The organism is Halobacillus sp. AWH4_228 (genome assembly GCF_056158365.1).
In genome coordinates this window covers 2,211,212-2,237,039 of record NZ_JBSWTE010000001.1, presented here as the reverse complement: position 1 = coordinate 2,237,039, position 25,828 = coordinate 2,211,212, and the positions used below count along the sequence as shown (strand labels likewise).

Below are 25,828 nucleotides of genomic sequence, written 5' to 3'. Positions count from 1 at the left end.
GCACATGAAACTACTAGATCGTGCACGTAAGATCAACGCAATGCTGCAGAAAACAACAGGAAAGTCCGTCGACTTCAATGATATGTCCGCTACCATGCGTGATGTCATTGAAGCCAACACATTCGTACTGAGCCGTCGCGGAAAGCTTCTCGGCTTTGCGATTAATCAGGAGATTGAGAACGAGCGTATGAAGGCGATGCTTTCTGACCGCCAGTTCCCTCAGGAGTATACCCAGAGTCTGTTCAATATCCAGGAGACAACCCCTGATATTGATATCGACAGTGAATATACCGCCTTCCCTATTGAAAACCGCGATTTGTTTGAGAACGGTCTGACAACCATCGTTCCAATCATCGGGGGCGGACAGCGCCTCGGTACATTGATTCTGAGCCGTCTTAACGGAAATTTCAATGACGATGACCTGCTTCTAGCCGAATATGGTGCCACGGTTGTAGGCATGGAGATTCTTCATGAGAAAACAGAGGAAATCGAGCAGGAAGCACGGAGCAAAGCTGTTGTGCAAATGGCGATCAGCTCCCTGTCCTACAGCGAACTTGAAGCCATTGAACACATTTTTGATGAACTGGAAGGCAATGAAGGCCTGCTGGTGGCAAGTAAAATTGCCGACCGCGTGGGAATCACCCGTTCTGTCATCGTAAATGCACTTCGCAAACTGGAAAGTGCAGGAGTCATCGAGTCCCGTTCTCTTGGGATGAAGGGAACCTATATTAAAGTTCTTAATAATAATTTCTTGCTGGAGCTACAGAAGCTTCGCACAAACTAAAAAAAGCAGGCCGTGTGCCTGCTTTTTTTTAAACCCTTTTTATAACATCCTGCCTCTCTTTGTGCCTATTGGATTATTTTTTTATATTCTAATAAATACATACTATTCGACACACTTTTATGACATAATGTTCATTATAAGATTCTATTCGACAATTTTTCCATTATCATACACTTTATAAGGTATTTAATCATAGTTAATATGTACTATTTGTAATACTCTCGTAAAAAAAATCAGGATTGTATAGACAAATTTTAAGTAATTTTTTTAAAATTGAAGATGGGATATGGAAAAAATGTCGAATGAAGGATAGAGGTGGAAAGGTGAGCCTGTTTAATGACACGTTTACGTCCCTTCAGGGTGCTCTTGATTATTCTGCGGCCAAAAACAAAGCGTTATCCAATAATATCGCCAATGTAGATACGCCGGGATATAAGGCAGAAGGGGTGGCATTCAAAGATATCCTTGCCAAGGAAACGTCGTTCCAGACGAAAACTACACATGCCGGACATATCAACTTCAGCGGTGGCGCTGGTCAATCCTATACTACATATAAGAAAAACGATTCATCCTATCATCCGAACGGAAACAACGTGGATATAGATAAAGAGATGAACGAGCTGGCACAGAATCAGATCCAATATCAAGCGCTCGTGGAACGTATGAACGGGAAGTTTCAAAGTCTTCAATCCGTATTAAAAGGTGGTGGTTAATCGATGAGTATATTTCAGGCTATGAACGCCAGCGGCAGCGCATTGACGGCCCAGAGGCTGCGTATGGATGTCGCATCATCCAACATTGCCAATGCGAATTCCACGAGGGCTTCCATCAATGAAAATGGAGAGTGGGAACCATACCAACGGAAGATGGTTGTTTTGGAACCGGAGAAGCAGGATTTCAAGCACGTCCTGCAGCAATCCACAGAGACCGGCCGTGCATCAGGTGTGAAGGCTTCGGAAATTGTGGAGGACGAAGAACCTTTCAAGATGGCGTACAACCCGTCCCATCCGGATGCGGATGATGAAGGATATGTTCAAGTTCCCAACGTGGATCCCCTGCAGGAAATGGTGGATATGATGAGTGCAACACGCTCATATGAAGCAAGCGTTACATCGCTGAACGCTTCGAAAAGCATGCTGATGAAAGCTTTAGAGATTGGCAGATAAAGAAAGGGGATAGATAACGGATGGCAGAAATGATTCCATTAACGAGTGTGAAATCCATATCCGAACCTGTGCAGTCACAGTGGCAGAAAGGGGTTTCCCCGAGTGAGGCCCATCAGTCATTTTCCGGTCAGTTAAAGAACGCCGTGGATCAGTTGAATCACGTTCAAGTCGTATCAGACGAAAAAACGAAGGCTCTTGCCACCGGCGACATCGATGATCTCCATGATGTCATGATTGCATCCCAGAAAGCCGGTATTACGATGCAGACAGCTGTGGAAGTGCAGAGCAAAGTCATCGACGCGTATAAAGAAATGATGCGCATGCAGGTATAGCAGTTCATGAGAAGATTTGCATTATACGATTCGGTTGAATCGTAATTTTTTTGGGGGCAGTTATGAAAGAGCAATTACATGGATATAAAGAGCGGCTGACTGCTTTTTGGAAAAGCCGCAGCAAAGGACAGCGCAGCTTGATGACAACAGCAGGAGCTGTGCTGGTTATTGCTTTAATCGTGATCAGTGTGCTGGCATCCAACACGGGGATGGTACCTCTCTACAAGGATATTACTGTTCAGGAGGCCGGACAGATTAAAGCGGAACTGGATACACGCGGCATCCCTTATGAGCTGGACCAGGGGGGGACAAGCATTCTTGTTCCTGACTCAGAGGTGGAAGGGCTTCTTGTAGATCTGGCCGCTTCGGGCATTCCGAACAGTGGAACGATCGACTACAGCTTTTTCAGTAATAACATCTCGTGGGGGATGACAGACAATGAATTTGATGTCATCAAACTGGATGCTATGCAGACGGAACTGGCTGGATTGATCACAGGTATTCAAGGGATCGAAAATGCAAAAGTGATGATTAACATGCCTGAAGAACAGCTTTTTGCTGCAGATGCCGAAGCGAATGCTTCGGCGTCTGTTGTCCTTGATGTCCAGCCGGGGTATCAGCTGGAAGCGGGCCAGGTTGAAACGCTTTATAACCTGGTTTCCAAGTCTGTACCTGACTTGTCTAAAGATAATATCGTCATCATGGATCAAAATTTCAATTATTTTGACAATCAATCTGAAATGGCTGGACAGGAAGAGATGTATACATACCAGCAGAAGGTCAAATCAGATATTGAAAAAGATATCAAACAACGGCTGCAGCATATGCTCGGAATGATGATCGGGGAGCAGAAAGTGATTGCAACCGTAACGGCAGATATTGATTTTACTAAAGAAAACCGTGTGGAAGAGCTTGTGGAACCGGTGGACCCCGAAACGATGGCAGGGCTCCCTGTAAGTATGGAATTGATTGAAGAGACATACGAGGACGGTGCTGTACCCGAAGGCGGAACGGCCGGAACAGGGGACGAAGATATTCCGAACTATGAAGCCGGCGAAACCGGAAGCGGCGATTATGAAATGAAAAAAGAAACGATCAATAATGAATTCAACCGGATTAAGAAAAATATAGAGGAAAGTCCGTATAAAGTACGTGACCTCGGTATTCAGGTGGCAGTGGATAATAAAAAGTCCGTGAACGAAGACGGCTCTGTTGAGTATTTGACTGCAGCAGAAGAGCAGACCGTTCAGGAAAGTGTTCAATCGATTGTAGACTCGATGATTACAACATCCATCAATGAAGAATACGAGCAGGAGAATACCGACGGAAAGGTTTCGATCGTATTCCAGGAATTCAGCGGCCAAGTGGAATTTCCAACCGGTGAAACGTCTACGGGGCTTCCGTTGTGGGCCTACATCGTGGCTGGAGGCCTGCTTCTGGTCATCATTATTCTAATCTGGAGATTATTGAGACGGAACAAGGAAGAGGAAGAAGAAGAATTTTACGTGTATACAGAGGAAAGCGCCGTACCTGAAGAAAAAACAGAAATTCCGGAAATAAAGGAAAAAGAAGATGAATCAACTCAAAAACGGAAACAGCTGGAAAAGATGGCGAAAGAAAAGCCAGAGGATTTTGCGAAGTTACTGCGCTCCTGGATTTCGGATGATTAAGGAGGTCTGAAGATGGCTTTGAACAAGCAGACACTGACAGGAAAACAAAAAGCAGCCGTCCTCCTCATATCTCTGGGACCCGACGTTGCTGCACAGGTATATAAACATTTGACAGAAGAAGAGATTGAACAGCTCACTTTGGAGATTTCTTCTGTTCAAAAAGTGGAAGCTGACAAGAAAGAAGATATTCTCGATCAGTTCCATCAAATTGCTTTAGCCCAGGACTACATTTCCCAGGGAGGCATCGGATATGCCAAAACGATCTTGGAAAAGGCACTGGGTGTGGAAGAAGCGTCTAATATCATCGGGCGTCTGACTTCTTCTCTTCAGGTGAAACCGTTCGATTTTGCAAGAAGGGCGGATCCCGGACAGATTTTAAATTTCATTCAAAATGAACATCCGCAGACGATCGCTCTCGTCCTTTCATACCTGGATGCCGAGCAGGCTGGACAAGTCTTATCAGAACTTCCACAGCAGCAGCAGGGCGATGTGGCGAGGAGGATTGCCGTAATGGATTCGACGTCTCCTGAAATCATCAGTCAGGTGGAGCAGATTCTTGAAAAGAAATTATCGGCCACCGTCACAAACGATTACACGGAAACGGGTGGTATTCAGGCCGTTGTCGAGGTATTGAACGGGGTTGACCGCAGCACAGAGCGTACCATTTTAGATTCCCTGGAAACCCAGGATCCAAACCTGGCAGAGGAAATTAAAAAGCGGATGTTTGTCTTTGAAGATATCGTCGCCCTCGATAACCGGGCTGTCCAGCGTGTAGTCAGAGATGTTGACCAAGATGATCTGCGTCTGGCGCTTAAGGTGTCCAGTGAAGAAGTGAAAGAAGTTGTCTTCAATAATATGTCCGACCGTATGGCCCAGACCTTTAAAGAAGAAATGGAGTTCATGGGTCCTGTACGTCTGCGTGATGTGGAAGAAGCTCAAACGAGGGTCGTTTCCACTATTCGACATTTAGAAGACATTGGCGAGATCATTATCGCCAGAGGCGGAGGAGATGACATCATTGTCTAACTATCCACAGGATACCGGCAGGGTCATTCAAATCAAGAAAGTAAATCCAGTCCCCCATCCTTCTGAAGAGGAATACAGCTCAGAGAATCTGGAGAACCACAAGGATTCCCTTCAACAGGACATCCATCATCTGCAGACTAGAAAGCAGGAGCTGATCCAGCAGACGGCTGCCGAAATTGAAGCAATGAAACAGACCTGGGAGGAAGAAAGAAAAGTCATTGAAAATGAAGCCTTCCGGAAAGGCTTTGAAGAAGGAACATCTAAAGGGCAGGAGGAAGGCAGACAGGTGTATGAAAGCCGGATCGAACAAGCGAATCTTGTCGTTGAAAAAGCCGGGATCCTTCAAAAAGAAAAGGTAAAGGAAAGTGAACGTATGATCCTGGATCTTGCCTTGACGTGTGCGGAGAAAATCGTAAAAAAACAACTGATGGAACAACCGGAAGCGTTCCTTCCTTTGGTCAGTGCAGCCATTGAAGAAGTGCAGGCGCAGCCAGAAGTGACCATCTATGTTCACCCGGATCAGTTCGGTCTTTTACAAGAGCAGAGAGAAGAGCTTCATGAAGCTGTTCGTCACAATACAGACCTTTCCATATACGTTGAGGCAGAACTTCCTCCTTTTACATGCAGAGTTGAATCCCCATTTGGAATTATCGATGCAGGAATTGACACACAGCTGACAGAACTTCGTAAAGCCGTCTTGAAAGCTGCAGAAAGGGCGGATGCAGATGAATGAATCTTTTTTTGAATCCGTGATCCGCCGGGCAGATACGTATAAGCGCTACGGTAAAATTCACCGCGTCGTCGGTCTGATGATTGAGTCCAAAGGTCCGGAGGCTTCGATCGGAGAAGTGTGTACCATCCATTCGCCGATACATGGACAAGCAACGATCCAGGCGGAAGTGGTCGGCTTCCATGATGAAAACATTCTGCTTATGCCTTATCAGGAAGTGACCCATATCAGTCCTGGAAGTCTTGTGGAAGCTACTGGATCCCCCTTGAACATTCATGTGGGCAGAGGCTTGATCGGGAGTGTTCTGGATGCCTCCGGACAGCCGCTGGACGGAAGCCGTCTGCCCAAGGGTTTGAAGGAATATCCGACGATTCAGGACCCCCCGAACCCTTTATCGAGGCCGCCGGTAAGAGAGCCGATACAAGTCGGTGTCCGCGCAGTAGATTCCTTGTTGAGTGTGGGCAAAGGGCAGCGTGTAGGAATTTTTGCAGGCAGTGGTGTTGGAAAAAGTACGTTGATGGGCATGATTGCCCGTAACAGCTCGGCGGATTTGAATGTGATCGCCTTAATCGGAGAGAGGGGCCGGGAAGTCCGGGAATTTATCGAACATGATCTTGGAGAAGAAGGCTTGAGGCGGTCCATTGTTGTTGTGGCAACTTCAGATCAACCGGCTTTAATGAGAGTGAAAGGGGCTTATACTGCGACTGCCATCAGTGAGTATTTCCGTGACCTTGGCTATAACGTCAACCTGATGATGGATTCCGTCACAAGGTTTGCAATGGCCCAGCGTGAAATCGGTCTGGCCACAGGCGAACCCCCCACTACGAAAGGGTATACGCCTTCTGTCTTCGCTCTCCTTCCAAAGCTTTTGGAACGGACAGGGGCTTCCAGCAGGGGAACGATCACAGCCTTCTATACTGTTCTCGTAGATGGGGATGACTTAAACGAACCGATCGCTGATACAGTCCGTGGTATTCTGGACGGCCATTTTGTTCTTGATCGTAAACTGGCTGAGCAGGGAAGGTTTCCGGCAGTCAATATCCTGAAATCCATCAGCCGCGTGATGAAGCAGATTGTCACAGAGGAACATGCTCATGCAGCATCCCAGCTCCGTGCTCATCTGGCAACGTATGAAGAGAACAGAGAATTGATTCAAATTGGCGCTTATAAAAAAGGGTCCAGCCGGGACATTGATGAATCGATTTCCTACTTTCCGCACCTGGTGAAGTTTTTAAAGCAGGATGTATATGAACCGGCAAGCTATGAAGGTTCGGTGGAAGATTTGAAAGGGTTATTTGACTAGGGGGATTTGTAAATGACGGCCGTTGTCCAAACCTATCAAAAGATTAAGGACTTAAGAGATAAAGACAAGCATGAAAAGCAGAAAGAGTACCAAAAAGCAGTAGAAACCTTTGAAAAACGGGCCCGGGAACTGTATGAAAGGCTCAGGGAAAAAGAGCAGGCAGTTGAACAGTTCAACGACTCCTTATCACGGGGGACTCTCCCGGCCGGCGCTTTCGTTCAACACCGGCAGTATATTGAACATTTAGAAGCCATCGTCGATGATCTGCAGCCGTTCGTCCAACAGGCCCGTATGAAAATGGAGCACGCTCAAACTGTTCTGACAAATGCTTACATCGAAGTGAAAAAGTATGAAAAATTAATAGAAATGAAGGAAGAAGAAGAAGTGCAGTGGATGAAATACGAAGAAAATGCACGCATGGATGAACTGTCCATGAATCAATACTTAAATTTCTTAAACAGGTGATGGTATGGCTGGAAAAATAAAAAACACCCCAACAAAAGAGCGTTCCTTAGGTAAAATCATGCTCGCTGTCTTTATTCCCGTTATCTTTCTTGCTGTCCTCGCATGGGTAGTACTGACACTGTCAGGGATGAACGTTTCCAAAGAGGTTGGAAAAGCGGCGTCTGCCATTCCCGGACTTTCAACAATCACTTCTTCCAATGAAGCAGAATCGACCGGTGAAACAAGTGATCGTCTGGAGGCAGCACTGGCAAACAAAGAAGCTGAAATCAACCAATTGAAGCAGGAGTCTTCAGACAAAGAATCATTGTTGGAAGAGAAGGATAGACAAATCCTTCAGCTTCAAGCCGATTTGGAAGAAGCTTCCCAGCCGGCCGTGCAGGAAGAGGAGGCTGAAGATTCTGTCAAGGATCTGGCCTTGTCGTTCCGTGAGATGGACGCAGAAGATGCAGCGCCCATTTTACAGGAAATGAATCAGGATAAAGCTGTACTCGTTCTAAAAGAGATTACGAATAAAGAACGTGGAACGATTTTAGGCGCTATGGAATCGGCAGCCGCAGCCGAGATTGCCGTCCGTTTAATGGATGAATAAACGACACATTCGATAAGGAGGTGAAGAAGATAACCACACTATTTTCATTAGTACCAACGTCGGTACCCATGCAGCCACTCACGAGCTCTTCTTCTAAGACTGATGGAATTTCATTCAAACAAGCGCTTCAGGCTGTGAAAATGTCTGAGATGGGTACAGCTTCACGGGCGGATACCAGCGAGAACGGTGGCTTGGAAGAACTGACGAATCGAATGCAGCAGTTGATCAATGAAGTTGGACAGCAGGTAGAGTCTGTGTCCCCAAAGGGTGTCCCGGAAAACGACGGATGGGATATACATAATCAATGGGCCCGGATTCAAGGAGAATTCCAGAAGTTTCTTTTGATGCATACCGGCAGATCATCGAGCATCAAGGCGGATTCGCAGACGAAAATAAAGCCGGTGCAGGGTATACCGTCCGAGGTTTCCAACCAACACCCTCTTGTGAAAGCCGGGGCCGCCGGTAATGAACAATTACTGGAAGTGTTAAAGAAATTAGTTTCAATTGGTACGGCCTCTCCCAGCCAGTCGGAAGAACAGAGGGCGGGAAGTCCTCCGATCGTGGAAAAGGACCCGGATTTGGATTATTATTTGACATCGTTTCTACCGAAAACATCCGGGCTCCTATCGTCACCTTCTCACGAATCGGTTCAGGAAGAGGTGACGGCAGGTTTGAACAGACGGTCTCAAAGAAAGGGACAGAGAGATGTTCCCTTCTCATTTGATTTTCAAGTACATTCCTTGATGAAAAATGAAGAAACAGGCCGGATGGTTGAGAAGGTTAGCACAGAAGGAAAGGGCCCTGCACAGGATCGTCCACTTTTTGTAACAAAAGAAGCCGCCGTGACTTTCGTTTCTCAACTGGAAGGTCTATTGGAAACATTGAATCCAATGGCTGGTGCGGATGAAGACCAGGCAGCGATGACAGATCTTGAAGATCAGCTGCACGCAATTGGAGTTACGCAGTCCCTGTTCATCCCCAGGGAAACAAAGGGTGATCAATTCCGAATGACTCCTAAAGATGAACCTACAAGTTCAACCCCTGCCCTTTCAAGGGGATGGAGAGATTTTCATCAATCACTCATGCATCAGGCTTCCGGCAGGGAATCCGGTGAAACCATAGACTCTCTCATCGGGAAGTTTGCTCCTGTAGCGGCAGCTTTGCAAAACATGCACCCGGATGATGCAGCGGTTGAAATGGCTTCTCTTTTTCAGGAAAGCCACCCTAAAGTGAAGGACATGCTTACAGCCCTGGTCAGAGGGGGGCAAGTCATTGATGCATCTGCCAGTGTAGAAAAAGGAGACGTTCTGCCTCAGAGTGTTCTCAATCGTGTGCCTGCAAGGGGAGCTCTGGATGTTGAACCCACGCTGATGTCCTTTTCAAAACAGTTCAAGAGTTTGGTTGAGGCCTTCAGGAAGGGTGAGCAGCCAGGATCAGAGTTGAAAAAAATAGTGATTCCGCTGACAAAATCCGTTCAACAGGCTTCCATGGATGTTGGGAAACAGGACGTCGTCGACCGGCTTTTCCGTGATACTCCGGTTGAGAAACAAATTTTTCTACAGCTTGCTGCACGGCTGGACCAGCATCAAAAGCTTCCTCAAGCCTACCAGCAGCACCCTTTGACGGGAAGAGAGATGGGCAGGTGGGCCCAGGAAGCGTTAAGAAACACGGCTGGTGCGGATGAAGCCCAAACACCTTCCTGGCCGGGGACTTCTGGAGTGATGTCTAAAGTCGAACAATTGGTCCTCCACGTGAATCAAACGGGAAGTGATCAGACCCGTCCTGCTGGTTTTCTGCAGGAGCTGGAGCGGATGGTCCATAACAGCCGCTTGTTGACACATGCTTCCGGGATGAAGGAAATGCAGATCCAATTGAAGCCCGGGAGCCTCGGAAACATGATGGTACAGGTGACCCAGCAGAATGGTGAGATGATTGTCAAACTAATGGTGCAGACCCAGGCAGCAAAGGAACTCCTTGAAGGGAACCTTCATCATTTGAGACCTGTGTTCTCCCCCCAGCATGTAGTGGTTGAAAAGAATGATGCCCTGGCATTCGCGCAGCACCATTCCAGCGGACAGGCAGATGATGAACAGGGATCGTCTGATGAGTCCCACAGGGAGAAAGAAGACAGTCCGCATGTGAATGAAGAAGAGGAAGAGGATGCCGCCTCTTTTGAAGATATTTTATTGAATGAGAAAGTGTAGGTGGTTCCGTGACTTCGATCGATCCGTCTTATTATCTGAAAAATCAGCAGACCCAAACATCCGGAAGCAATATCCTTGAAAAGGATGATTTCCTGAAAATCCTGATGACTCAAATTCAAAATCAAAACCCGCTTGATCCTATGAAAGATCAGGAATTCGTTTCGCAAATGACGCAGTTTTCAAGTCTGGAGCAGATGACGAATATGTCGACAGCGTTCCAATCCTTCACAGAGCAGCAGAACATGTCATCCTTGATTACCTACAGCCATCTGATCGGAAAGGAAGTTACGTATACTTCCAAGGATCAGGGAGATTTGAGAACAGATGTCGTTGCTGCTGTTAATCAAAAAGAAGATGGCACATATGTTGAACTGCAGTCCGGAGGTCTCGTATCAGTGCAGGATTTGACAAAGGTGAGTCAAGAGAGCGGATCAGGAAAGCAGGAAACCTGATGGACCCGCGCATCCATGCTGTCCAGCCCCCTCTCATGGGAAGGCAGACCAGCATAAGGACAGAGAAAGAAACGTCGGCTTCATTTAAGGATGCTCTGGAGGAAGCAGCGGGGTTGAAAATCAGCAAGCATGCGGAGCAGCGTCTGAAAACAAGAAACATTTCCATTGCGCCGTCTTCCTGGGAACAGATTTCTGCAAAAATGCAGGAAGCTGAAACCAAGGGCGTGACTGATTCTCTTGTATTGACAAATGAAGCAGCGCTGATCGTCAGTACGAAGAACCGGACCGTCGTAACCGCGATGAACCGGGAGGAAACGCAGTCGCAGATTTTCACGAATATCAATGGCACCATTTTTATCAATGAATAGGCTGGACCCGTATGAAGGGAAGCCGCAGCTGGGGCGGAAGGACAGAAGCACCGGCATTAAAAACCGAAAGGAATGTTGACTACATGCTACGTTCACTATATTCAGGAGTTTCTGGAATGAAAGGTTTTCAAACAAAATTAGATACGATCGGCAACAATATTGCCAACGTGAACACATACGGCTTCAAACAGGGACGCGTCACTTTTCAGGATATGATGAGTCAGACGATGTCCAATGCCCAAGGTCCGATTGCCAATGATAATGGTGGCAATGTGACAGGGGGACTGAATGCAACCCAGGTCGGTCTTGGGACACAAATCGGCTCCATCGATACCATCCATACACAGGGGAACCGGCAGTCCACCGGTCGTCCACTTGATCTTGCACTTGAAGGAGACGGCATGTTTGTGCTTGCGGAAGCGGGAACGGCTGGCGTTAACGTTGGTGGAGAAAACACAGATCTTTCACAACTGCAGGTCAGTTTCACAAGAGCCGGGAACTTTTACTTGGATGATGATGGCTCACTCGTCAATAACAGTGGGAAGTATGTCATTGGTAACGAGGGTGCGATTACTATTCCTGATGACGCACAGAGCTTCAGTGTCCAGACGGATGGAACTGTCAACTACATTGACGCTAATAATAACGTTCAGCAGGCGGGTCAAATTATGCTCGCCAAATTTTCCAATCCCGGCGGTCTTGAGAAAGTCGGCGGAAATGAATATCGTGCCACGCCCAACTCTGGTTTTATAAGCAGTAATGCAAATGACGATGAGTTGAATGACGTGTCTGATCTATCCGTTGCCGGTCAGAATGGGACAGGCGGCATGATTGCAGGGGCGCTTGAAATGTCCAATGTCGACCTTGCCGATCAGTTCACTGAAATGATTACATCCCAGCGTGGATTCCAGGCCAATACGAAAATCATCACCACTTCTGATGAGATTCTGCAGGAACTAGTCAATCTGAAGCGATAAGGAGAGACGGAGGGTGCCGACCCTCCTCCTTTCTATGATTACATTGACAAAGTTAAACGGGCAATCTTTCACCTATAATGCGATTTACATAGAACAGGTCCAGTCTAATCCGGATACGACCATTACCACTGCCCGCGGGCGTACATTTCTCGTGTTGGAATCAGAGGAAGAAGTGGCTCTGAAGGTAACGGACTATTTTCGCAGCATAGGCCTGACCCAGGCTGCAGATAAGGCAGGTGAGTAAAAAGATGAACATTTTCAAAGGAATGATCATCACGTTAAGCACCTTAACGATTCTCGGTGTTGTAGCGCTTGTTTTCGTCCTGAACGTCAATGGCGGAGAAGAAGGATCCGGAGAACGCAGCATTGATGATATCCGGGAGGCCTCTTTTGTAACAGAGGAGATCACCACGGACTTGAAAGATGGAAGCTATGTGAGGATCAGCTTTCAAGTCGTCACAGACAGCACAGCTACGAAAAAGGAACTGGAAAAGAGAGATTTCCAAATCAGCAATACATTGATTAAGGAATTATCTGTGATGAAGTCGGAAAGCTTTCAATCTGGCATTTCTGATTTAGAGGAAAAGATGAAATTAAAGATGAATGAGCTTCTTACAGAAGGTAAAGTCACGGACGTTTATACCGTAAACAAAGTCCTTCAATAATCGAAGGAAGGGGGAGAAAATTTGGCGGAAGAGGTTCTCTCACAAAATGAAATAGATTCCCTTCTATCTGCACTGTCTTCAGGAGAGATGGACGCCGAGGAATTAAAGAAAGAAGAAAAAGAAAAGAAAGTCAGAGTGTATGATTTTAAGCGGGCCTTGAGATTTTCCAAGGATCAGGTCCGAAGCCTGTCTAGAATTCACGAGAATTTCTCCAGGCTGCTGACGACTTACTTTTCTGCGCAGTTACGCACGTATGTAGACATACAGGTAGCGTCCGTGGACCAGCTTCCTTATGAAGAATTTATCCGGTCGATCCCGGCCATGACCATTTTGAATATTTTCAGCGTCCCTCCACTGGAAGGGCGCATTCTGCTCGAAGCCAACCCCAATGTCGCCTACGCCATGCTGGACCGCGTCCTCGGAGGCCGTGGGAGCAGTGTGAACAAGGTGGATAATCTGACCGAGATCGAAACGACGATTATGTCCCACTTGTTCGAACGAGCGCTTGAAAATTATCAGGAGGCATGGGGATCGATTGTGGACATCGACCCTATGCTTGAGGATTTCGAGGTAAACCCTCAATTCCTTCAGATGGTTTCTCCCAATGAAACTGTTATCGTCGTTTCATTGAACACGACGATCGGAGAAACGAGCGGCATGATCAACGTCTGTATTCCACACGTTGTATTAGAGCCGATCATTCCGAAGCTCTCCGTCCATTACTGGATGCAGAAAGAACAGTCCAAAGAAAGAAATCCGGAGGACTATGAAGCGATCAGCCGGACGATACAGGGAGCAGAGCTTGATATGCTTGCTGTCCTTGGCGAGGCGGATATGAGTATTGAGCAGTTTTTGAACCTTGATGAAAATGATGTCATCCGTCTCGACCAATCCATCGAACATCCGATGATTATGAAAGTGGATGATGAACCGAAATTTTACATTCAGCCTGGACAGGTGAAAAGTAAAATGGCTGTTCAAATATTAGACGAATTTACAAAAGGAGGCGGGGAAGATGAGTGATGACATGTTATCCCAGGACGAAATTGATGCGTTATTGAATGGCGGGGCTGACGCAGGAGACGATAAAGCTTCAGATCTGTCTGCCAAAGAGTCGCATCTGGCCATTCTTGAGGAAGATGCGCTCGGCGAGATTGGAAATATATCGTTTGGAAGCTCCGCAACTGCGCTGTCTTCTCTGCTCAATCAAAAAGTAGAGATCACCACGCCGGAAATCGCTGTCGTGTACCGGAAGGATCTGGCGGACGAATTTCCCAAACCCCATGTCGCCGTCGGAGTGACTTATACAGACGGATTCACAGGAGAAAATGTGTTTGTTATGAAGACGAAGGATGCAGCCATCATCGCTGATTTGATGCTCGGGGGGGATGGTCTGAACCCGGATGAAAACTTGAATGAAATCGCATTAAGCGCCGTTCAGGAAGCTATGAATCAGATGATGGGGTCTGCAGCGACCAGTATGTCCACCATCTTTAATAAGAAAGTGGATATTTCACCACCATCGATCAATGTGCTGGACTTGGAGGAACAATCAGGGGAGGATATGATCCCTGAGGAGGAAACCTTGGTCAATGTAGCTTTTCAACTCAAAGTAGGAACATTGATCGACTCAAAAATCATGCAGTTGATCCCGCTGAATTTTGCGAAAGACCTGGTAGAGCAGCTTCTCGATCCGGAAGGCTCACAACCAAGCAAAAACATTTCAGATGAAAAACAAGTGCTGGAACAGACCGGTCCTGCTTCACCTGAAGAACCACAGACGTCACCGGAGCGTGAAGTTACAGAATACGAAGAGCATCCGGCTGATCCGCAGTATGTGGGGGGGCCTGCAGGCCGAAGTGCTCAGGATGCAGATGTGCAGCATGCACAATTCCAACAGTTCGAGCAGTCTCCATCCATGACAGGAACCGCTCATAAAAACCTTGATATGCTGATGGACATTCCGTTAAAAGTCACGGTGGAACTCGGAAGGACGAAACGGACGGTGAAGGACATTCTTGAATTGTCTGCCGGGTCTGTCGTGGAATTGGATAAACTCGCCGGTGAGCCTGTTGATATTCATGTAAATGAAAAGTTGATGGCTAAAGGGGAAGTCGTCGTTATTGATGAAAATTTCGGTGTGCGGGTGACTGACATTTTAAGTCCAAAGGACCGGCTGACAAAATTACGTTAATACAGGAACGAAATGACAGGAGGAAGAGAAATGGGAGAAAGAATACTGATTGTAGATGATGCAGCGTTCATGCGTATGATGGTGAAGGACATTTTAACAAAAAACGGATATGAAATTGCCGGGGAAGCAGAAGATGGACAGAAAGCGGTAGAGCTTTACAAAGAAGAAAAACCGGACCTTGTCACGATGGATATCACCATGCCGGAAATGGATGGGATTACGGCCTTGAAGGAAATTAAGGCGGTTCATCCAGACGCAAAAGTCATTATGTGTTCAGCTATGGGGCAGCAGGCGATGGTTGTGGACGCAATCCAGGCCGGTGCCAAGGACTTTATTGTGAAGCCTTTCCAGGCCGACCGTGTGATTGAAGCGATTCAGAAAGCGTTAAGCTGAAGCGGGGAATATGATGTTTTCTGCACCAAGAGTATCAGCAATGTTGATGTTTACGGTCCTCCTGCTGACGTTTTTGCCTTTGCAAACGATGGCCCAGCCCTCTGTGAACGAATGTTTATCAAATCCGGAACTCGAGGGCTGCCCTGGTGCAGATGCGGATATGGATGCATCTGAGCCGGCTGAAGCAGCACAGGATCAACCTTCGCTTTTGTGGAACTTCATGAAGCTCGGACTGGCCTTGGTTTTCGTCGTGGCCTTGATTTATGGATTGCTGAAATTGTTCAACCGTAAAAACCAGTGGGTGAACCAATCAAGAACTATGGAGAACCTGGGAGGGATGAGTCTCGGGCCTAATCGTTCCATACAGGCGGTAAGAGTAGGAGAGCAGGTGTTTTTATTAGGTGTAGGCGATACGGTGGAGTTGATCACGGAAATAACGGATCAGGATACGAAGGCCTCTTTTCAGAAAAAGGACCAGGGCCCTTCCATTCCAAATGCTTCCGTGCAGAACCTGCTGCGTAAAATTCCCGGTCATCAAGAGCCGAAAAAGGATACCTCGACGTTCCAATTCCAACAGCTTTTTGAAACCCAGCTGAACGATATGAAACAGAAACAGAAAAAAGCAGCGGAGAGAACGAAAGGGGGGCAGGATCATGAATGAATTTGTAGATATCTTTACAAGCTCAGATCCTGAAAACATCGCTACCTCTGTCAAACTGCTGCTGTTGTTGACGGTTTTATCACTGGCCCCGGGTCTGTTGATCTTAATGACCAGTTTTACAAGGATCCTTATCGTTTTATCCTTTGTCCGGACATCGCTGGCTACTCAGCAGATGCCTCCCAACCAGGTGTTGATAGGAATCGCTTTGTTTCTGACGTTCTTCATCATGGCTCCTACGTTTGAGGAAGTCAACGAGCAGGCGTTAACCCCATTGTTTAATGAGGAAATCACCTTAGATGAAGCGTATGATGAAGCGAGTGCTCCGATGAAGGAGTTCATGGGCAAACACACCAGACAGAAGGATCTGGCCTTATTTATGAATTATTCAGGTCTGGAAGCCCCTTCTTCTATCCAGGAAGTCCCGCTTACTACACTGGTGCCTGCTTTTGCCATCAGTGAACTGAAAACCGCTTTTCAAATGGGGTTCATGATTTTTGTCCCATTTTTAGTCATTGATATGGCTGTCGCCAGCGTGTTGATGTCGATGGGAATGATGATGCTTCCACCCGTCATGATTTCCCTGCCGTTTAAGATTCTGCTGTTTGTCCTTGTGGACGGCTGGTTCTTAATAACGAAATCATTGCTGGAAGGCTTTTAAGGAGGAACCACGATGAATAGCAATATGGTTATCTCATTTGCCAAGGAAGGCATTTATACGGTGCTGCTGATTTCGGGGCCCCTTTTGATTCTTGCCTTAACGGTAGGACTGGTCGTGAGTATATTCCAAGCTACAACGCAGATTCAGGAACAGACGCTTGCCTTTATCCCGAAAATCGTCGCCGTTTTAATTGGACTGATCGTCTTTGGGCCTTGGATGCTTACCAATATGGTTGAATTCACAGCGGAAATCTTTAGTAACTTGAATATGCTGGTGGGCTGACTATGATCGAATCAATTTCGCTCGTGAATCTGCCGGCATTTCTGCTGGTCTTCGTCCGGGTGGCCGCTTTTTTCGCATCCCTGCCTTTGTTTTCTTATCGGACAGTACCGGTCACTCATAAAATAGGGTTCAGCTTTTTTTTAGCCGCCTTGATGGTTTTCACCCTTCCCGTTCCTGAACTGACGGTGGACGGGACCTATTTTCTTCTGCTTTTAAAGGAGGCGGCCGTTGGACTCGGGGTCGGCCTTTTGGCTTACATTATTCTGGGCGCCATCCAAATCGCTGGAGGGTTCATCGATTTTCAAATGGGCTTTGCCGTCGCCAATGTGATTGACCCTCAAACAGGGGCTCAAAGTCCTTTGGTGGGCCAGTATATGTATATCATTACATTGCTGTTCATTTTAGTCGTCGACGGCCATCATTTGATGATTGATGGAATTTTTTACAGCTATCAATTCATCGGCCTTGAGCAATTCCTTCCGATGAAAGAAGAAGCCTGGATCATGTTTGTCCTACAGTCGTTCAATAAGATGTTTATGATTGCTTTTTTAATGGCGGTACCTATCGTTGGGTGTCTGTTCCTCGTTGACATCGCCCTTGGAATCGTCGCCAGGACCGTCCCACAGTTGAACGTGTTTGTTGTGGGGCTGCCTTTGAAAATTTTTGTTGCGCTGTCTGTTCTCGTTATTGCAATGAGCTTTTATGTCTATTTGATTCAAATACTGTTCGAAACGATGCTTGAAACCATGAGGGGATTTATGGATGTACTTGGAGGCTGATGAACAATGGCATGGATGAAATTGGATCTGCAATATTTCGCAGCCGATGAAAAGACGGAAAAAGCAACACCAAAAAAGAGGCAGGATACGAGAAAAAAAGGCCAGGTACCTAAAAGTCAGGATGTAAACACAGGGATCCTGCTGTTGTTTATGTTCGGCGGTCTTTTCCTCCTAGGCGGATATATGAGGGACGCGGTATTACAAATGTACCGCCATGCTTTCACTTATTATGTGCACCAGGACTTAACACAGGAGCAGACCCATACCATTTTTGTTGAAATGACGATGGAAACAGCGAAGGTGACAGCCCCGCTCATGGGTATTGCAGTCGTTGCAGGGATCGCTTCCAATCTTCTTCAAGTAGGAGTCATGTTCACAGGGGAGCCTTTGAAGGCGGATTTGAAAAAAATCGATCCGATTAAAGGAGCCAAGCGGATTTTTTCTGCACGGGCCCTTGTGGAATTGTTGAAGTCTCTGCTGAAAATCAGCGTCGTCGGTGTGATCACCTTCTCTATCATTTGGGTGAACAAAGATCAGATGATGATGATGTCGCAGAAATCGGTGGAAGATGCTGTGTCTTTCTTCGGGACGATTACTGTCATCATGGGAATCGCTTCCGCTCTGGCCCTGCTGGTCTTATCTGTTCTCGATTATACATACCAGCGTTATGATCACGAGAAGAACATCCGAATGTCCAAAAAAGACATAAAGGATGAGTATAAAAACATAGAGGGTGACCCTCAGATCAAAGCGAAAATCAAAGAAAAGCAGCGCCAGATGTCAGCATCGAGGATGATGAGTGAAGTGCCGCAGGCCGATGTCGTCATCACCAACCCGACCCATTACGCTGTTGCGGTGAAATATGATGACCAGAAATCCGACGCTCCGATCGTTGTAGCCAAGGGCGTGGATTTTCTCGCCCTTAAAATTAAGGATATTGCCAGGGCGCACGACATTGTAACCGTGGAAAACAGACCGCTGGCCAGATCGCTTTATGCCAAATGTGAAATAGACAAGCCGATTGATGAAGAGTTTTTTAAAGCGGTGGCGGAAATACTCGCCTACGTCTACCGGCTGCAGGAAAAGATTTAAGAAAGGAGTGCCCTTATGTCACCAAGAGATTTATCCGTCCTGTTAGGTGTAATATTGATCATCATTATGCTTGTTATACCTTTACCTGGGTGGCTCCTCAGCTTTTTTATTCTTATTAATATCACGCTCGCTCTTATCGTTATTTTAGTATCCATGAATATGGATGAGGCGCTCCAGTTTGCCGTCTTTCCGACCCTTTTGCTGCTGCTTACGTTATTCCGTCTTGGTTTGAACGTGTCCACGACGCGTTCGATTCTTTCTGAGGCGGAAGCCGGTGGTGTTGTAGAAACCTTCGGAACTTTTGTGATTGGTGGTAATCCTCTCGTAGGTTTCGTTGTATTCATCATCCTTGTTATCATACAATTTTTAGTTATTACCAAAGGGGCGGAACGTGTGTCCGAAGTAGCTGCTCGCTTCACTCTTGATGCGATGCCAGGAAAACAGATGAGTATTGATGCCGACTTGAACGCAGGCATGATCAATGAACATCAGGCTAAGGAACGACGCGGAAAAATTGAAAATGAGGCCGATTTTTACGGAGCCATGGACGGAGCCAGTAAGTTCGTAAAAGGAGACGCTATCGCCGGAATTATTATCGTGATCATCAACATCATTTTTGGATTGATTATCGGCATGGTCCAGATGGGCATGTCTTTTAATGAAGCTATTGATACATATATGCGTCTGACCGTTGGTGATGGACTCGTCAGTCAGATTCCGGCTCTGCTCATATCGACCGCAACCGGAATTGTAGTCACAAGGGTCGCCTCAGAAGGGAATTTGAGTTCTGATGTGACCAGTCAGCTGCTCCGCTATCCAAAGCTTCTTTATATTGCAGCCGCCTCCATCTTCCTTCTCGGCCTGACCCCGATTCCCATTTTCTTAACGAGCCTGATCGCCGGAGTGCTGGCGTTTGGAGGGTACCGCCTTTCCAGGCAGTCTGAAAAGCAGGACATTGAAGAACCGGAGGAAACCGATGAAGCAGAAGGGGATCAAATGCGGTCGCCGGAGAATGTGGTTGATCTTATTAGTATGGATCCGATTGAATTTGAGTTCGGTTATGCCTTAATCCCCATCGCCGATACGAGCCAGGGGGGAGATCTGCTCGATCGGATTGTTATGATCCGGCGGCAGCTCGCCATAGAACTCGGCCTTGTCATTCCTGTTGTGCGTATCCGTGATAACATTCAGCTCAGTCCGAACGAATACCGGTTGAAAATCAAAGGAAACCAGGTAGCAGGTGGAGAGCTTCTGCTGGATCATTATCTGGCCATGACCCCGGGTGATGAGGATGACGGAGTCGAGGGCATGGATACTGTGGAACCTGCGTTTGGACTCCCGGCAAAGTGGATCACAGAAGATATGAAAGATGAGGCGGAATTGTCAGGATACACGGTTGTCGATCCTCCATCTGTCGTTTCGACTCACATAACGGAAGTGATTAAGCGTCATGCCCACGCCCTCCTTGGCCGTCAGGAAACCCAGCAGCTGATCGATCATTTGAAGACCTCCTATCCAATATTGGTTCAGGAAGTCACCCCTGATCCACTCAGTGTCGGAGATGTTCAAAAAGTGCTGGCCAAACTGCTGCGTGAAAACATCTCGATTAAAAATCTGCCGGTCATTTTTGAAACACTGGCCGATTTTGCAAAGATGACCAATGATACAGAACTGTTAGGTGAGTACGTGCGCCAGTCTCTGTCCGCACAGATTACGAGTCAGTTTAAGGGTGGGAATGATCAGATGAAAGTGATTACCGTCTCCGGTCAAGTGGAGAAACTTGTTGCAGACCATATTAAGCAGACGGAGCATGGCAGCTATCTTGCCCTTGATCCTGAAAAACAACAGGCGGTGTTACGCTCTGTAGCTGAACAGGTCGAACGGGTCACCCTTCAGGAGGAGACGGCGGTCGTCCTTTGTTCGCCGGCCGTGCGAATGTACATGAAGCAGCTGCTGGACCGGGCACTGCCCCAGGTCGTCGTGCTTTCGTATAACGAATTAGATCCAAGTGCCGAAGTCCAGAGTGTCGGGGTGGTGAATGTATCGTGAGAATAAAAAAGTTTCACGGAGTATCGATGCCGGAAGTTATGAAAAAAGTGAGAAGTGAATTTGGGACAGAAGCCGTAATCTTAAGCTCAAAAGTAATAAAAAGTGGAGGCTTTCTCGGGTTGTTTAAAAAAGAAATGACAGAAGTGGTCGCAGGTATGGACCCGGAAGTTCCTGTTGAACGAAAGAAAGCCATGCCCTCTGAACCACTTCTGGATAAGGGGAACAATGGAGAAAACCAGAAGATTCTGGATGAAATAACTCAGTTGAAAGCCATCATTCAAGATAGGTCGACAGGGAATTCGGCTTTGTCCCCGTTGATGCAGGAGTTGGAACGGTATTTATCAGGACAGGGGCTTCAAAAGCCATACGTTCAAACCCTTGTATCTTCCATACTGGAAAAGTATGAACCCCCGGACAAACGTGGTGAGGTCAAAAGAATGGCGGTAGAGGAACTGACGGACATGCTCCGGCAGATTCCGTCCGGGCATACGTTTCAGAAACGGTACATCCACTTATTCGGACCGACAGGGGTCGGAAAGACGACTACCCTGGCCAAGCTCGCCGGAGATGCGGTGTTGAATAAGGGGTGGAGGGTTGGTTTCATTACAACCGATACGTACAGAATTGGTGCAGTGGAGCAGTTGAAGACCTATGCCGGAATTCTTAATGCCCCGGTTGAGGTGGCTTATAACATAGAGGATTACAGGCAGGCGAAGGAAAAGCTGGCGGATGTTGATCTTGTTCTCATTGATACCGCAGGGCGGAACTATCGGAATCGTGCATTTATAGAAGAGCTCCAGAACGTGATTGATTTCGAAGAGCAGGCGGACCATTTCCTTGTCTTATCCTTAACGAGTAAATATGCGGATATGCAGGCGGTTTTTAATAATTTTTCTTTCTTACCTGTGGAGAAGATTATTTTTACAAAAGAAGACGAAACATCAACGCTGGCGGATGCTGTCAATTTGATTTTGAAGAACAAACGGGGGGCAGCTTATATCACAAATGGACAGGACGTGCCCGACGATATCCAAAGCATGTCTCCCGAACATATAGCTGTCCAGCTTATGGAGGGGTATACCGATGAAGGATCAGGCTGAACTTCTTCGGACACGCATGATTTCCCGTGAATCCAGTCCCCCTGCGCGGGTGGTAGCCGTTGCCAGTGGAAAGGGAGGGGTCGGGAAATCGAACATCACGATAAATATGGGGTTATCCCTGTGCCGCTCAGGAAGAAAAGTGTTGGTGCTGGACATGGATGTCGGGATGGGGAATGTGGATATTCTTTTAGGACGAACATCGGCTTGTAGTCTTCCTGATCTTATACGGAACCGGCTGACGTTTCAGGAAATTATACAACACGGACCGGGCGGGCTTGATTATGCTGCAGGCGGGTCTGGTTTGACAGAGTTGTTCAATATGAATGCAGTGGACTACGAATTTTTGGACGAGCAGCTTGAAGACGTCTCGAAAATATATGATGTCATCCTTCTTGATATGGGAGCGGGGATTACGGAAAGCAGCCGTTCATGGCTGCTTTCCGCTCATGAAGTCATTATTGTGACAACGCCGGAGCCTACGTCGATTACCGACGCTTATGCCCTGATGAAGCAGCTGGTTCATAAAAACCCCGTACTTCCATTCTCGTTTATCGTCAACCGGGCGCAGACCAGACCATCGGGGGAACGCACGTTGGCACGTCTTCAGGAGGCTGCGCATAGATTCTTACATGTTGACGTGCATCAACTAGGTGTCGTTCTTGAAGATCGGCAGGTTCTTGAAGCCGTTTTGAACCAGGTCCCTTTTCTGATCCATGCCCCTTCAGCAAAAGCGAGCCGGGCCGTGCATCAAATCACCGGACGGTTTTTAAACCGGACATCATCCAGCATCCATTTGGAAGAACCGGGATTCTTGGAAAAATTAAAACGGCTCGTAAGGAAGGGGGAAGCGCAGTGAAAGAAATCAAAGTACTGGTCGTCGATGACTCAGCCTTTATGAGGCGGGTGCTGAGCGATATGCTCCAGCGGGATCAGCGTATCAAGGTTGTGGGTGCTGCCAGGAATGGACAGGATTGTCTTCAAAAACTGAAGCAGGTTCAACCCGATGTGATTACGATGGATGTGGAGATGCCCGTCATGGATGGTCTGTCCACTCTGGAGTGGATCATGAAGGAAACACCGCTGCCAGTCCTCATGGTGTCCAGTCTTACTAAAGACGGGGCTGAGAGCACGTTGAAGGCGATGGAACTTGGCGCCGTGGATTTCATACCAAAACCTTCGGGCGCGATATCTCTTGATATGGAAAAAGTAGAAGCTGAAGTAATAAGGAAAGTGAAAGGCGCGGCGGAAGCAAGGGTGGGAACATTGCCTTGGAGCCATCCTGTTGAAAATCCTCCCCCTGTTTCGTTCCAAAAAGGGAAGAAGAAACGGGTCGTAGCGATCGGCACCTCTACGGGAGGACCGCGAGCTCTTCAAAAGGTTCTCGCCGCCCTTCCGGAACAACTGCCGGCGCCGCTTTTGGTCGTCCAGCATATGCCGCCGGGATTTACTAAGACCCTGGCTGATCGGCTGGATAAGCTTTCTTCCCTTACTGTCAAAGAGGGAAAGCATGAAGAAGAGTTGAAAAACGGTGTCGCTTATATTGCTCCGGGAGGAACGCATATGACGGTTGTTCAGAAAGGGGAAGGGCTTTTCCTTGAATTAAATGGACAGGCACCTGTGAATGGACATCGGCCGTCCGTCAATACATTGTTTCAGTCCCTTGCTGCTGTACAAGGATGGATGGTTACAGCGGTTGTGATGACCGGAATGGGCACGGATGGACTGGAAGGCATGATCAAGCTTCGAAGCAGTTGTCCGACCTACACCATTGCAGAATCTGAACAATCCTGTGTCGTCTACGGGATGCCGAAAGCGGTCGTTAAGTCAGGACTGGCTGATGAAGTGACAGATGTCTCGAATATAAGCGCCGCAATCGTGCAGGCGTTGGAGAAGGGGTAAAGAAATGGAAATGAATCAGTATTTAGAAGTCTTTATTGATGAAAGTAAAGAACATCTCCAAGCCATCAATGATCATCTGCTTGTTTTAGAAAAGAACCCGCTGGATACTGCTGTCGTCCATGAGATTTTCCGTTCAGCCCATACCTTGAAAGGAATGGCGGCGACAATGGGATACCAGGATTTGTCGGACCTGACCCACAACATGGAGAATGTGCTGGATGCGGTCCGCAATGAACAGCTTCAAGTGAATGAAGGGGTGCTGGACACCGTCTTTGATGCGGTCGACGACCTGGAAGCAATGGTCCTTGATATTGCTGATGGCGGGACTGGAGAGCGGAATGTAGAAAACGTAGTCCGAAGACTTGAGGCGGTTGAAAAAGGTGGAGAGCAGCTGTTAAAAAGTCAAAATCCCATCGGTGTAATGCAGGAAACAGAGCTCCAGATCGATGCATTTACAAAGAACGTGATCCATATGGCAGAAGAGTCCGGGAATAAGGCGCTGAAGATTCACATACACCTCCGGGACGACTGCCTGTTAAAAGCTGCGAGAGTGTATATGATTTTTGAAGTTCTTGAACAAGCGGGAGAGGTCGTCGCTGCCTCTCCTTCTGTTGAAAAACTCGAAAATGAAGAATTTGAGCACAGCTTTACCGTCCTTTTCATTACAGAGGGGTCAGAAGATGACATCCAGGCAAAAATTGAAAAGGTGTCAGAGGTGGAGCACGTTTCTGTAGAGCTGTATAAGAAAGAGGAAACACAGGCGATGGAACAAATCCCGGTTCAGCCTGAACCAGAAACAAACAGCAAGGCAGCGAAAGAAGCGGGTAAACCATCCTCCAGCGGGCGTACGATCCGGGTGAACATTGACCGTTTGGATGCTCTTATGAACTTGTTTGAAGAACTTGTGATTGACCGGGGACGCTTGGAACAAATTTCTGCAGATCTTGCCCATCCGGAGCTTCAGGAAACGGTGGAGCATATGACGAGAATATCCAGCGATCTGCAGAGCATCATTTTGAACATGCGTATGGTCCCGGTAGACCAGGTGTTTAACCGATTCCCGCGTATGATCCGCCAGCTTTCAAAGGATTTACATAAACGTCTGGAATTAACCATAACGGGTGCGGACACAGAATTGGACCGCACCGTTATCGATGAGATCGGAGATCCCCTCGTCCATTTAATCAGGAATGCGGTGGATCACGGCATTGAGAGTCCTGACGAGCGTGAAGCCAAAGGGAAACCTGCGGCAGGAAAAATTGAATTAAAGGCTTATCACAGTGGCAATCATGTTTTCATCGAAATCAAGGATGACGGAGCAGGGATCAACCGTACGAAAGTGGTCGAGAAAGCCGTCAAAAATCAGGTCGTTACAAAAGAGCAGGCCGAAGCAATGTCTGATTCCCAAGTGTTTGATTTGATTATGGAAAGTGGATTTTCCACGGCTGACCAGATTTCGGATATTTCAGGGAGGGGTGTCGGCCTGGATGTTGTCAGGAACACCATCGAATCCCTTGGCGGGGCTATAACAATCGAATCGGAGTTTGGAGAAGGCAGCCGGTTTTCCATCCAGCTCCCTCTGACACTTTCCATCATCTCTGTCATGTTGGTCGAGGTGCAGAAAGAGAAATATGCCGTTCCGCTTTCTTCTATTATAGAGACCGCTATTGTGAAGAAAAAAGATCTGCTGCACGCCCATAACAAAAGGGTGATGGATTTCCGCGGCAGGGTCATTCCTCTTGTCTACTTGACAGAACTTCTGCAGGTGCCTGTGGAGCGGGAAGAAGATGATGAATATTCTGTTGTCATCGTCCGCAAAGGTGACAAAATGGCAGCTCTTGTCGTCCATTCATTTATTGGACAGCAGGAAGTAGTTTTGAAGTCTCTCGGTGACTATCTATCCGGAGCGTTTGCTATATCAGGCGCCACGATTCTGGGTGATGGTCAGGTGGCATTAATCCTGGACAGCAATGCGTTAATCAAATAAAAG

At 47.3% G+C, this 25,828-nt stretch carries 29 protein-coding genes; all 29 read left to right on the top strand.

What is annotated here, in order from left to right:
• The first annotated feature begins 4 nt into the window (after window positions 1-4).
• On the top strand, window positions 5-784 hold the full coding sequence (gene codY, locus ACXADP_RS11335; protein WP_027954199.1) for a GTP-sensing pleiotropic transcriptional regulator CodY: 780 nt from the start codon (window positions 5-7) through the stop codon (window positions 782-784).
• Window positions 785-1,107: 323 nt separating this feature from the next.
• Window positions 1,108-1,497 carry a flagellar basal body rod protein FlgB gene (gene flgB, locus ACXADP_RS11330; RefSeq protein ID WP_474970387.1) on the top strand — a complete coding sequence of 130 codons (390 nt, stop codon included), beginning with the start codon at window positions 1,108-1,110 and terminating at the stop codon, window positions 1,495-1,497.
• Between the two features lie 3 nt (window positions 1,498-1,500).
• Entirely contained in the window at window positions 1,501-1,950 is a 450-nt protein-coding gene (gene flgC, locus ACXADP_RS11325) for a flagellar basal body rod protein FlgC (RefSeq protein ID WP_474971471.1), read from the top strand.
• Window positions 1,951-1,979: 29 nt separating this feature from the next.
• Entirely contained in the window at window positions 1,980-2,282 is a 303-nt protein-coding gene (fliE, locus tag ACXADP_RS11320) for a flagellar hook-basal body complex protein FliE (protein ID WP_474972312.1), read from the top strand.
• Between the two features lie 62 nt (window positions 2,283-2,344).
• A complete protein-coding gene (gene fliF, locus ACXADP_RS11315; protein WP_474971470.1) occupies window positions 2,345-3,952 on the top strand; it encodes a flagellar basal-body MS-ring/collar protein FliF in 1,608 nt (535 codons plus the stop codon).
• A 12-nt stretch (window positions 3,953-3,964) separates the two neighbouring features.
• Window positions 3,965-4,978, top strand: a complete 1,014-nt coding sequence (gene fliG, locus ACXADP_RS11310; protein WP_027954204.1) for a flagellar motor switch protein FliG — start codon at window positions 3,965-3,967, stop codon at window positions 4,976-4,978.
• Window positions 4,971-5,711 carry a flagellar assembly protein FliH gene (fliH, locus tag ACXADP_RS11305; protein ID WP_474968494.1) on the top strand — a complete coding sequence of 247 codons (741 nt, stop codon included), beginning with the start codon at window positions 4,971-4,973 and terminating at the stop codon, window positions 5,709-5,711. Before fliG ends, fliH begins: the two co-directional genes overlap by 8 nt.
• Window positions 5,704-7,011 carry a flagellar protein export ATPase FliI gene (gene fliI, locus ACXADP_RS11300; RefSeq protein ID WP_474971469.1) on the top strand — a complete coding sequence of 436 codons (1,308 nt, stop codon included), beginning with the start codon at window positions 5,704-5,706 and terminating at the stop codon, window positions 7,009-7,011. Before fliH ends, fliI begins: the two co-directional genes overlap by 8 nt.
• 12 nt (window positions 7,012-7,023) lie before the next feature.
• Entirely contained in the window at window positions 7,024-7,476 is a 453-nt protein-coding gene (gene fliJ, locus ACXADP_RS11295; RefSeq protein ID WP_474971468.1) for a flagellar export protein FliJ, read from the top strand.
• Between the two features lie 4 nt (window positions 7,477-7,480).
• Entirely contained in the window at window positions 7,481-8,065 is a 585-nt protein-coding gene (locus tag ACXADP_RS11290) for a MotE family protein (RefSeq protein WP_474971467.1), read from the top strand.
• Window positions 8,066-8,205: 140 nt separating this feature from the next.
• Window positions 8,206-10,269 carry a flagellar hook-length control protein FliK gene (locus ACXADP_RS11285; protein WP_474971466.1) on the top strand — a complete coding sequence of 688 codons (2,064 nt, stop codon included), beginning with the start codon at window positions 8,206-8,208 and terminating at the stop codon, window positions 10,267-10,269.
• Between the two features lie 8 nt (window positions 10,270-10,277).
• Window positions 10,278-10,721 (top strand): flagellar hook assembly protein FlgD, encoded by a 444-nt coding sequence (gene flgD, locus ACXADP_RS11280; RefSeq protein WP_474968499.1) that lies wholly within the window; start codon window positions 10,278-10,280, stop codon window positions 10,719-10,721.
• Complete coding sequence (locus tag ACXADP_RS11275) at window positions 10,721-11,089, top strand: TIGR02530 family flagellar biosynthesis protein (RefSeq protein ID WP_474968500.1); 369 nt, start codon at window positions 10,721-10,723, stop codon at window positions 11,087-11,089. The genes flgD and ACXADP_RS11275 overlap by 1 nt, the downstream gene beginning before the upstream one ends.
• 83 nt (window positions 11,090-11,172) lie before the next feature.
• Window positions 11,173-12,066 carry a flagellar basal body rod protein FlgG gene (gene flgG / locus ACXADP_RS11270; RefSeq protein ID WP_474971465.1) on the top strand — a complete coding sequence of 298 codons (894 nt, stop codon included), beginning with the start codon at window positions 11,173-11,175 and terminating at the stop codon, window positions 12,064-12,066.
• A gap of 13 nt (window positions 12,067-12,079) precedes the next feature.
• Window positions 12,080-12,310, top strand: a complete 231-nt coding sequence (locus ACXADP_RS11265) for a flagellar FlbD family protein (RefSeq protein WP_474971464.1) — start codon at window positions 12,080-12,082, stop codon at window positions 12,308-12,310.
• 4 nt (window positions 12,311-12,314) lie between these two features.
• Window positions 12,315-12,731: a flagellar basal body-associated protein FliL gene (gene fliL / locus ACXADP_RS11260; RefSeq protein ID WP_474968502.1), complete on the top strand. Its 417-nt coding sequence runs from the start codon at window positions 12,315-12,317 to the stop codon at window positions 12,729-12,731.
• 21 nt (window positions 12,732-12,752) lie between these two features.
• A complete protein-coding gene (gene fliM, locus ACXADP_RS11255) occupies window positions 12,753-13,754 on the top strand; it encodes a flagellar motor switch protein FliM (protein WP_474971463.1) in 1,002 nt (333 codons plus the stop codon).
• Window positions 13,747-14,925: a flagellar motor switch phosphatase FliY gene (fliY, locus tag ACXADP_RS11250; RefSeq protein ID WP_474971462.1), complete on the top strand. Its 1,179-nt coding sequence runs from the start codon at window positions 13,747-13,749 to the stop codon at window positions 14,923-14,925. Before fliM ends, fliY begins: the two co-directional genes overlap by 8 nt.
• Before the next feature lie 30 nt (window positions 14,926-14,955).
• Entirely contained in the window at window positions 14,956-15,318 is a 363-nt protein-coding gene (locus ACXADP_RS11245) for a response regulator (RefSeq protein ID WP_474968505.1), read from the top strand.
• Between the two features lie 40 nt (window positions 15,319-15,358).
• Complete coding sequence (locus ACXADP_RS11240) at window positions 15,359-15,979, top strand: flagellar biosynthetic protein FliO (RefSeq protein WP_474971461.1); 621 nt, start codon at window positions 15,359-15,361, stop codon at window positions 15,977-15,979.
• Window positions 15,972-16,637: a flagellar type III secretion system pore protein FliP gene (gene fliP / locus ACXADP_RS11235; protein ID WP_206932597.1), complete on the top strand. Its 666-nt coding sequence runs from the start codon at window positions 15,972-15,974 to the stop codon at window positions 16,635-16,637. The genes ACXADP_RS11240 and fliP overlap by 8 nt, the downstream gene beginning before the upstream one ends.
• 12 nt (window positions 16,638-16,649) lie before the next feature.
• Window positions 16,650-16,919, top strand: a complete 270-nt coding sequence (gene fliQ, locus ACXADP_RS11230) for a flagellar biosynthesis protein FliQ (protein WP_474968507.1) — start codon at window positions 16,650-16,652, stop codon at window positions 16,917-16,919.
• Window positions 16,920-16,921: 2 nt separating this feature from the next.
• Window positions 16,922-17,698 carry a flagellar biosynthetic protein FliR gene (gene fliR, locus ACXADP_RS11225; protein WP_474971460.1) on the top strand — a complete coding sequence of 259 codons (777 nt, stop codon included), beginning with the start codon at window positions 16,922-16,924 and terminating at the stop codon, window positions 17,696-17,698.
• Window positions 17,699-17,704: 6 nt separating this feature from the next.
• Window positions 17,705-18,790 (top strand): flagellar biosynthesis protein FlhB, encoded by a 1,086-nt coding sequence (gene flhB / locus ACXADP_RS11220; protein ID WP_474971459.1) that lies wholly within the window; start codon window positions 17,705-17,707, stop codon window positions 18,788-18,790.
• Window positions 18,791-18,805: 15 nt separating this feature from the next.
• Window positions 18,806-20,839: a flagellar biosynthesis protein FlhA gene (gene flhA, locus ACXADP_RS11215; RefSeq protein ID WP_474968510.1), complete on the top strand. Its 2,034-nt coding sequence runs from the start codon at window positions 18,806-18,808 to the stop codon at window positions 20,837-20,839.
• The gene (flhF, locus tag ACXADP_RS11210) at window positions 20,836-21,939 is read left to right on the top strand and encodes a flagellar biosynthesis protein FlhF (protein ID WP_474971458.1); all 1,104 of its coding nucleotides are present in this window, start codon (window positions 20,836-20,838) and stop codon (window positions 21,937-21,939) included. The genes flhA and flhF overlap by 4 nt, the downstream gene beginning before the upstream one ends.
• Window positions 21,923-22,795 (top strand): MinD/ParA family protein, encoded by an 873-nt coding sequence (locus ACXADP_RS11205; protein WP_474968512.1) that lies wholly within the window; start codon window positions 21,923-21,925, stop codon window positions 22,793-22,795. The genes flhF and ACXADP_RS11205 overlap by 17 nt, the downstream gene beginning before the upstream one ends.
• Complete coding sequence (locus ACXADP_RS11200; RefSeq protein WP_474968513.1) at window positions 22,792-23,838, top strand: protein-glutamate methylesterase/protein-glutamine glutaminase; 1,047 nt, start codon at window positions 22,792-22,794, stop codon at window positions 23,836-23,838. Before ACXADP_RS11205 ends, ACXADP_RS11200 begins: the two co-directional genes overlap by 4 nt.
• A gap of 4 nt (window positions 23,839-23,842) precedes the next feature.
• The gene (locus ACXADP_RS11195; RefSeq protein WP_474968514.1) at window positions 23,843-25,825 is read left to right on the top strand and encodes a chemotaxis protein CheW; all 1,983 of its coding nucleotides are present in this window, start codon (window positions 23,843-23,845) and stop codon (window positions 25,823-25,825) included.
• The last annotated feature ends 3 nt before the right edge of the window (window positions 25,826-25,828 follow it).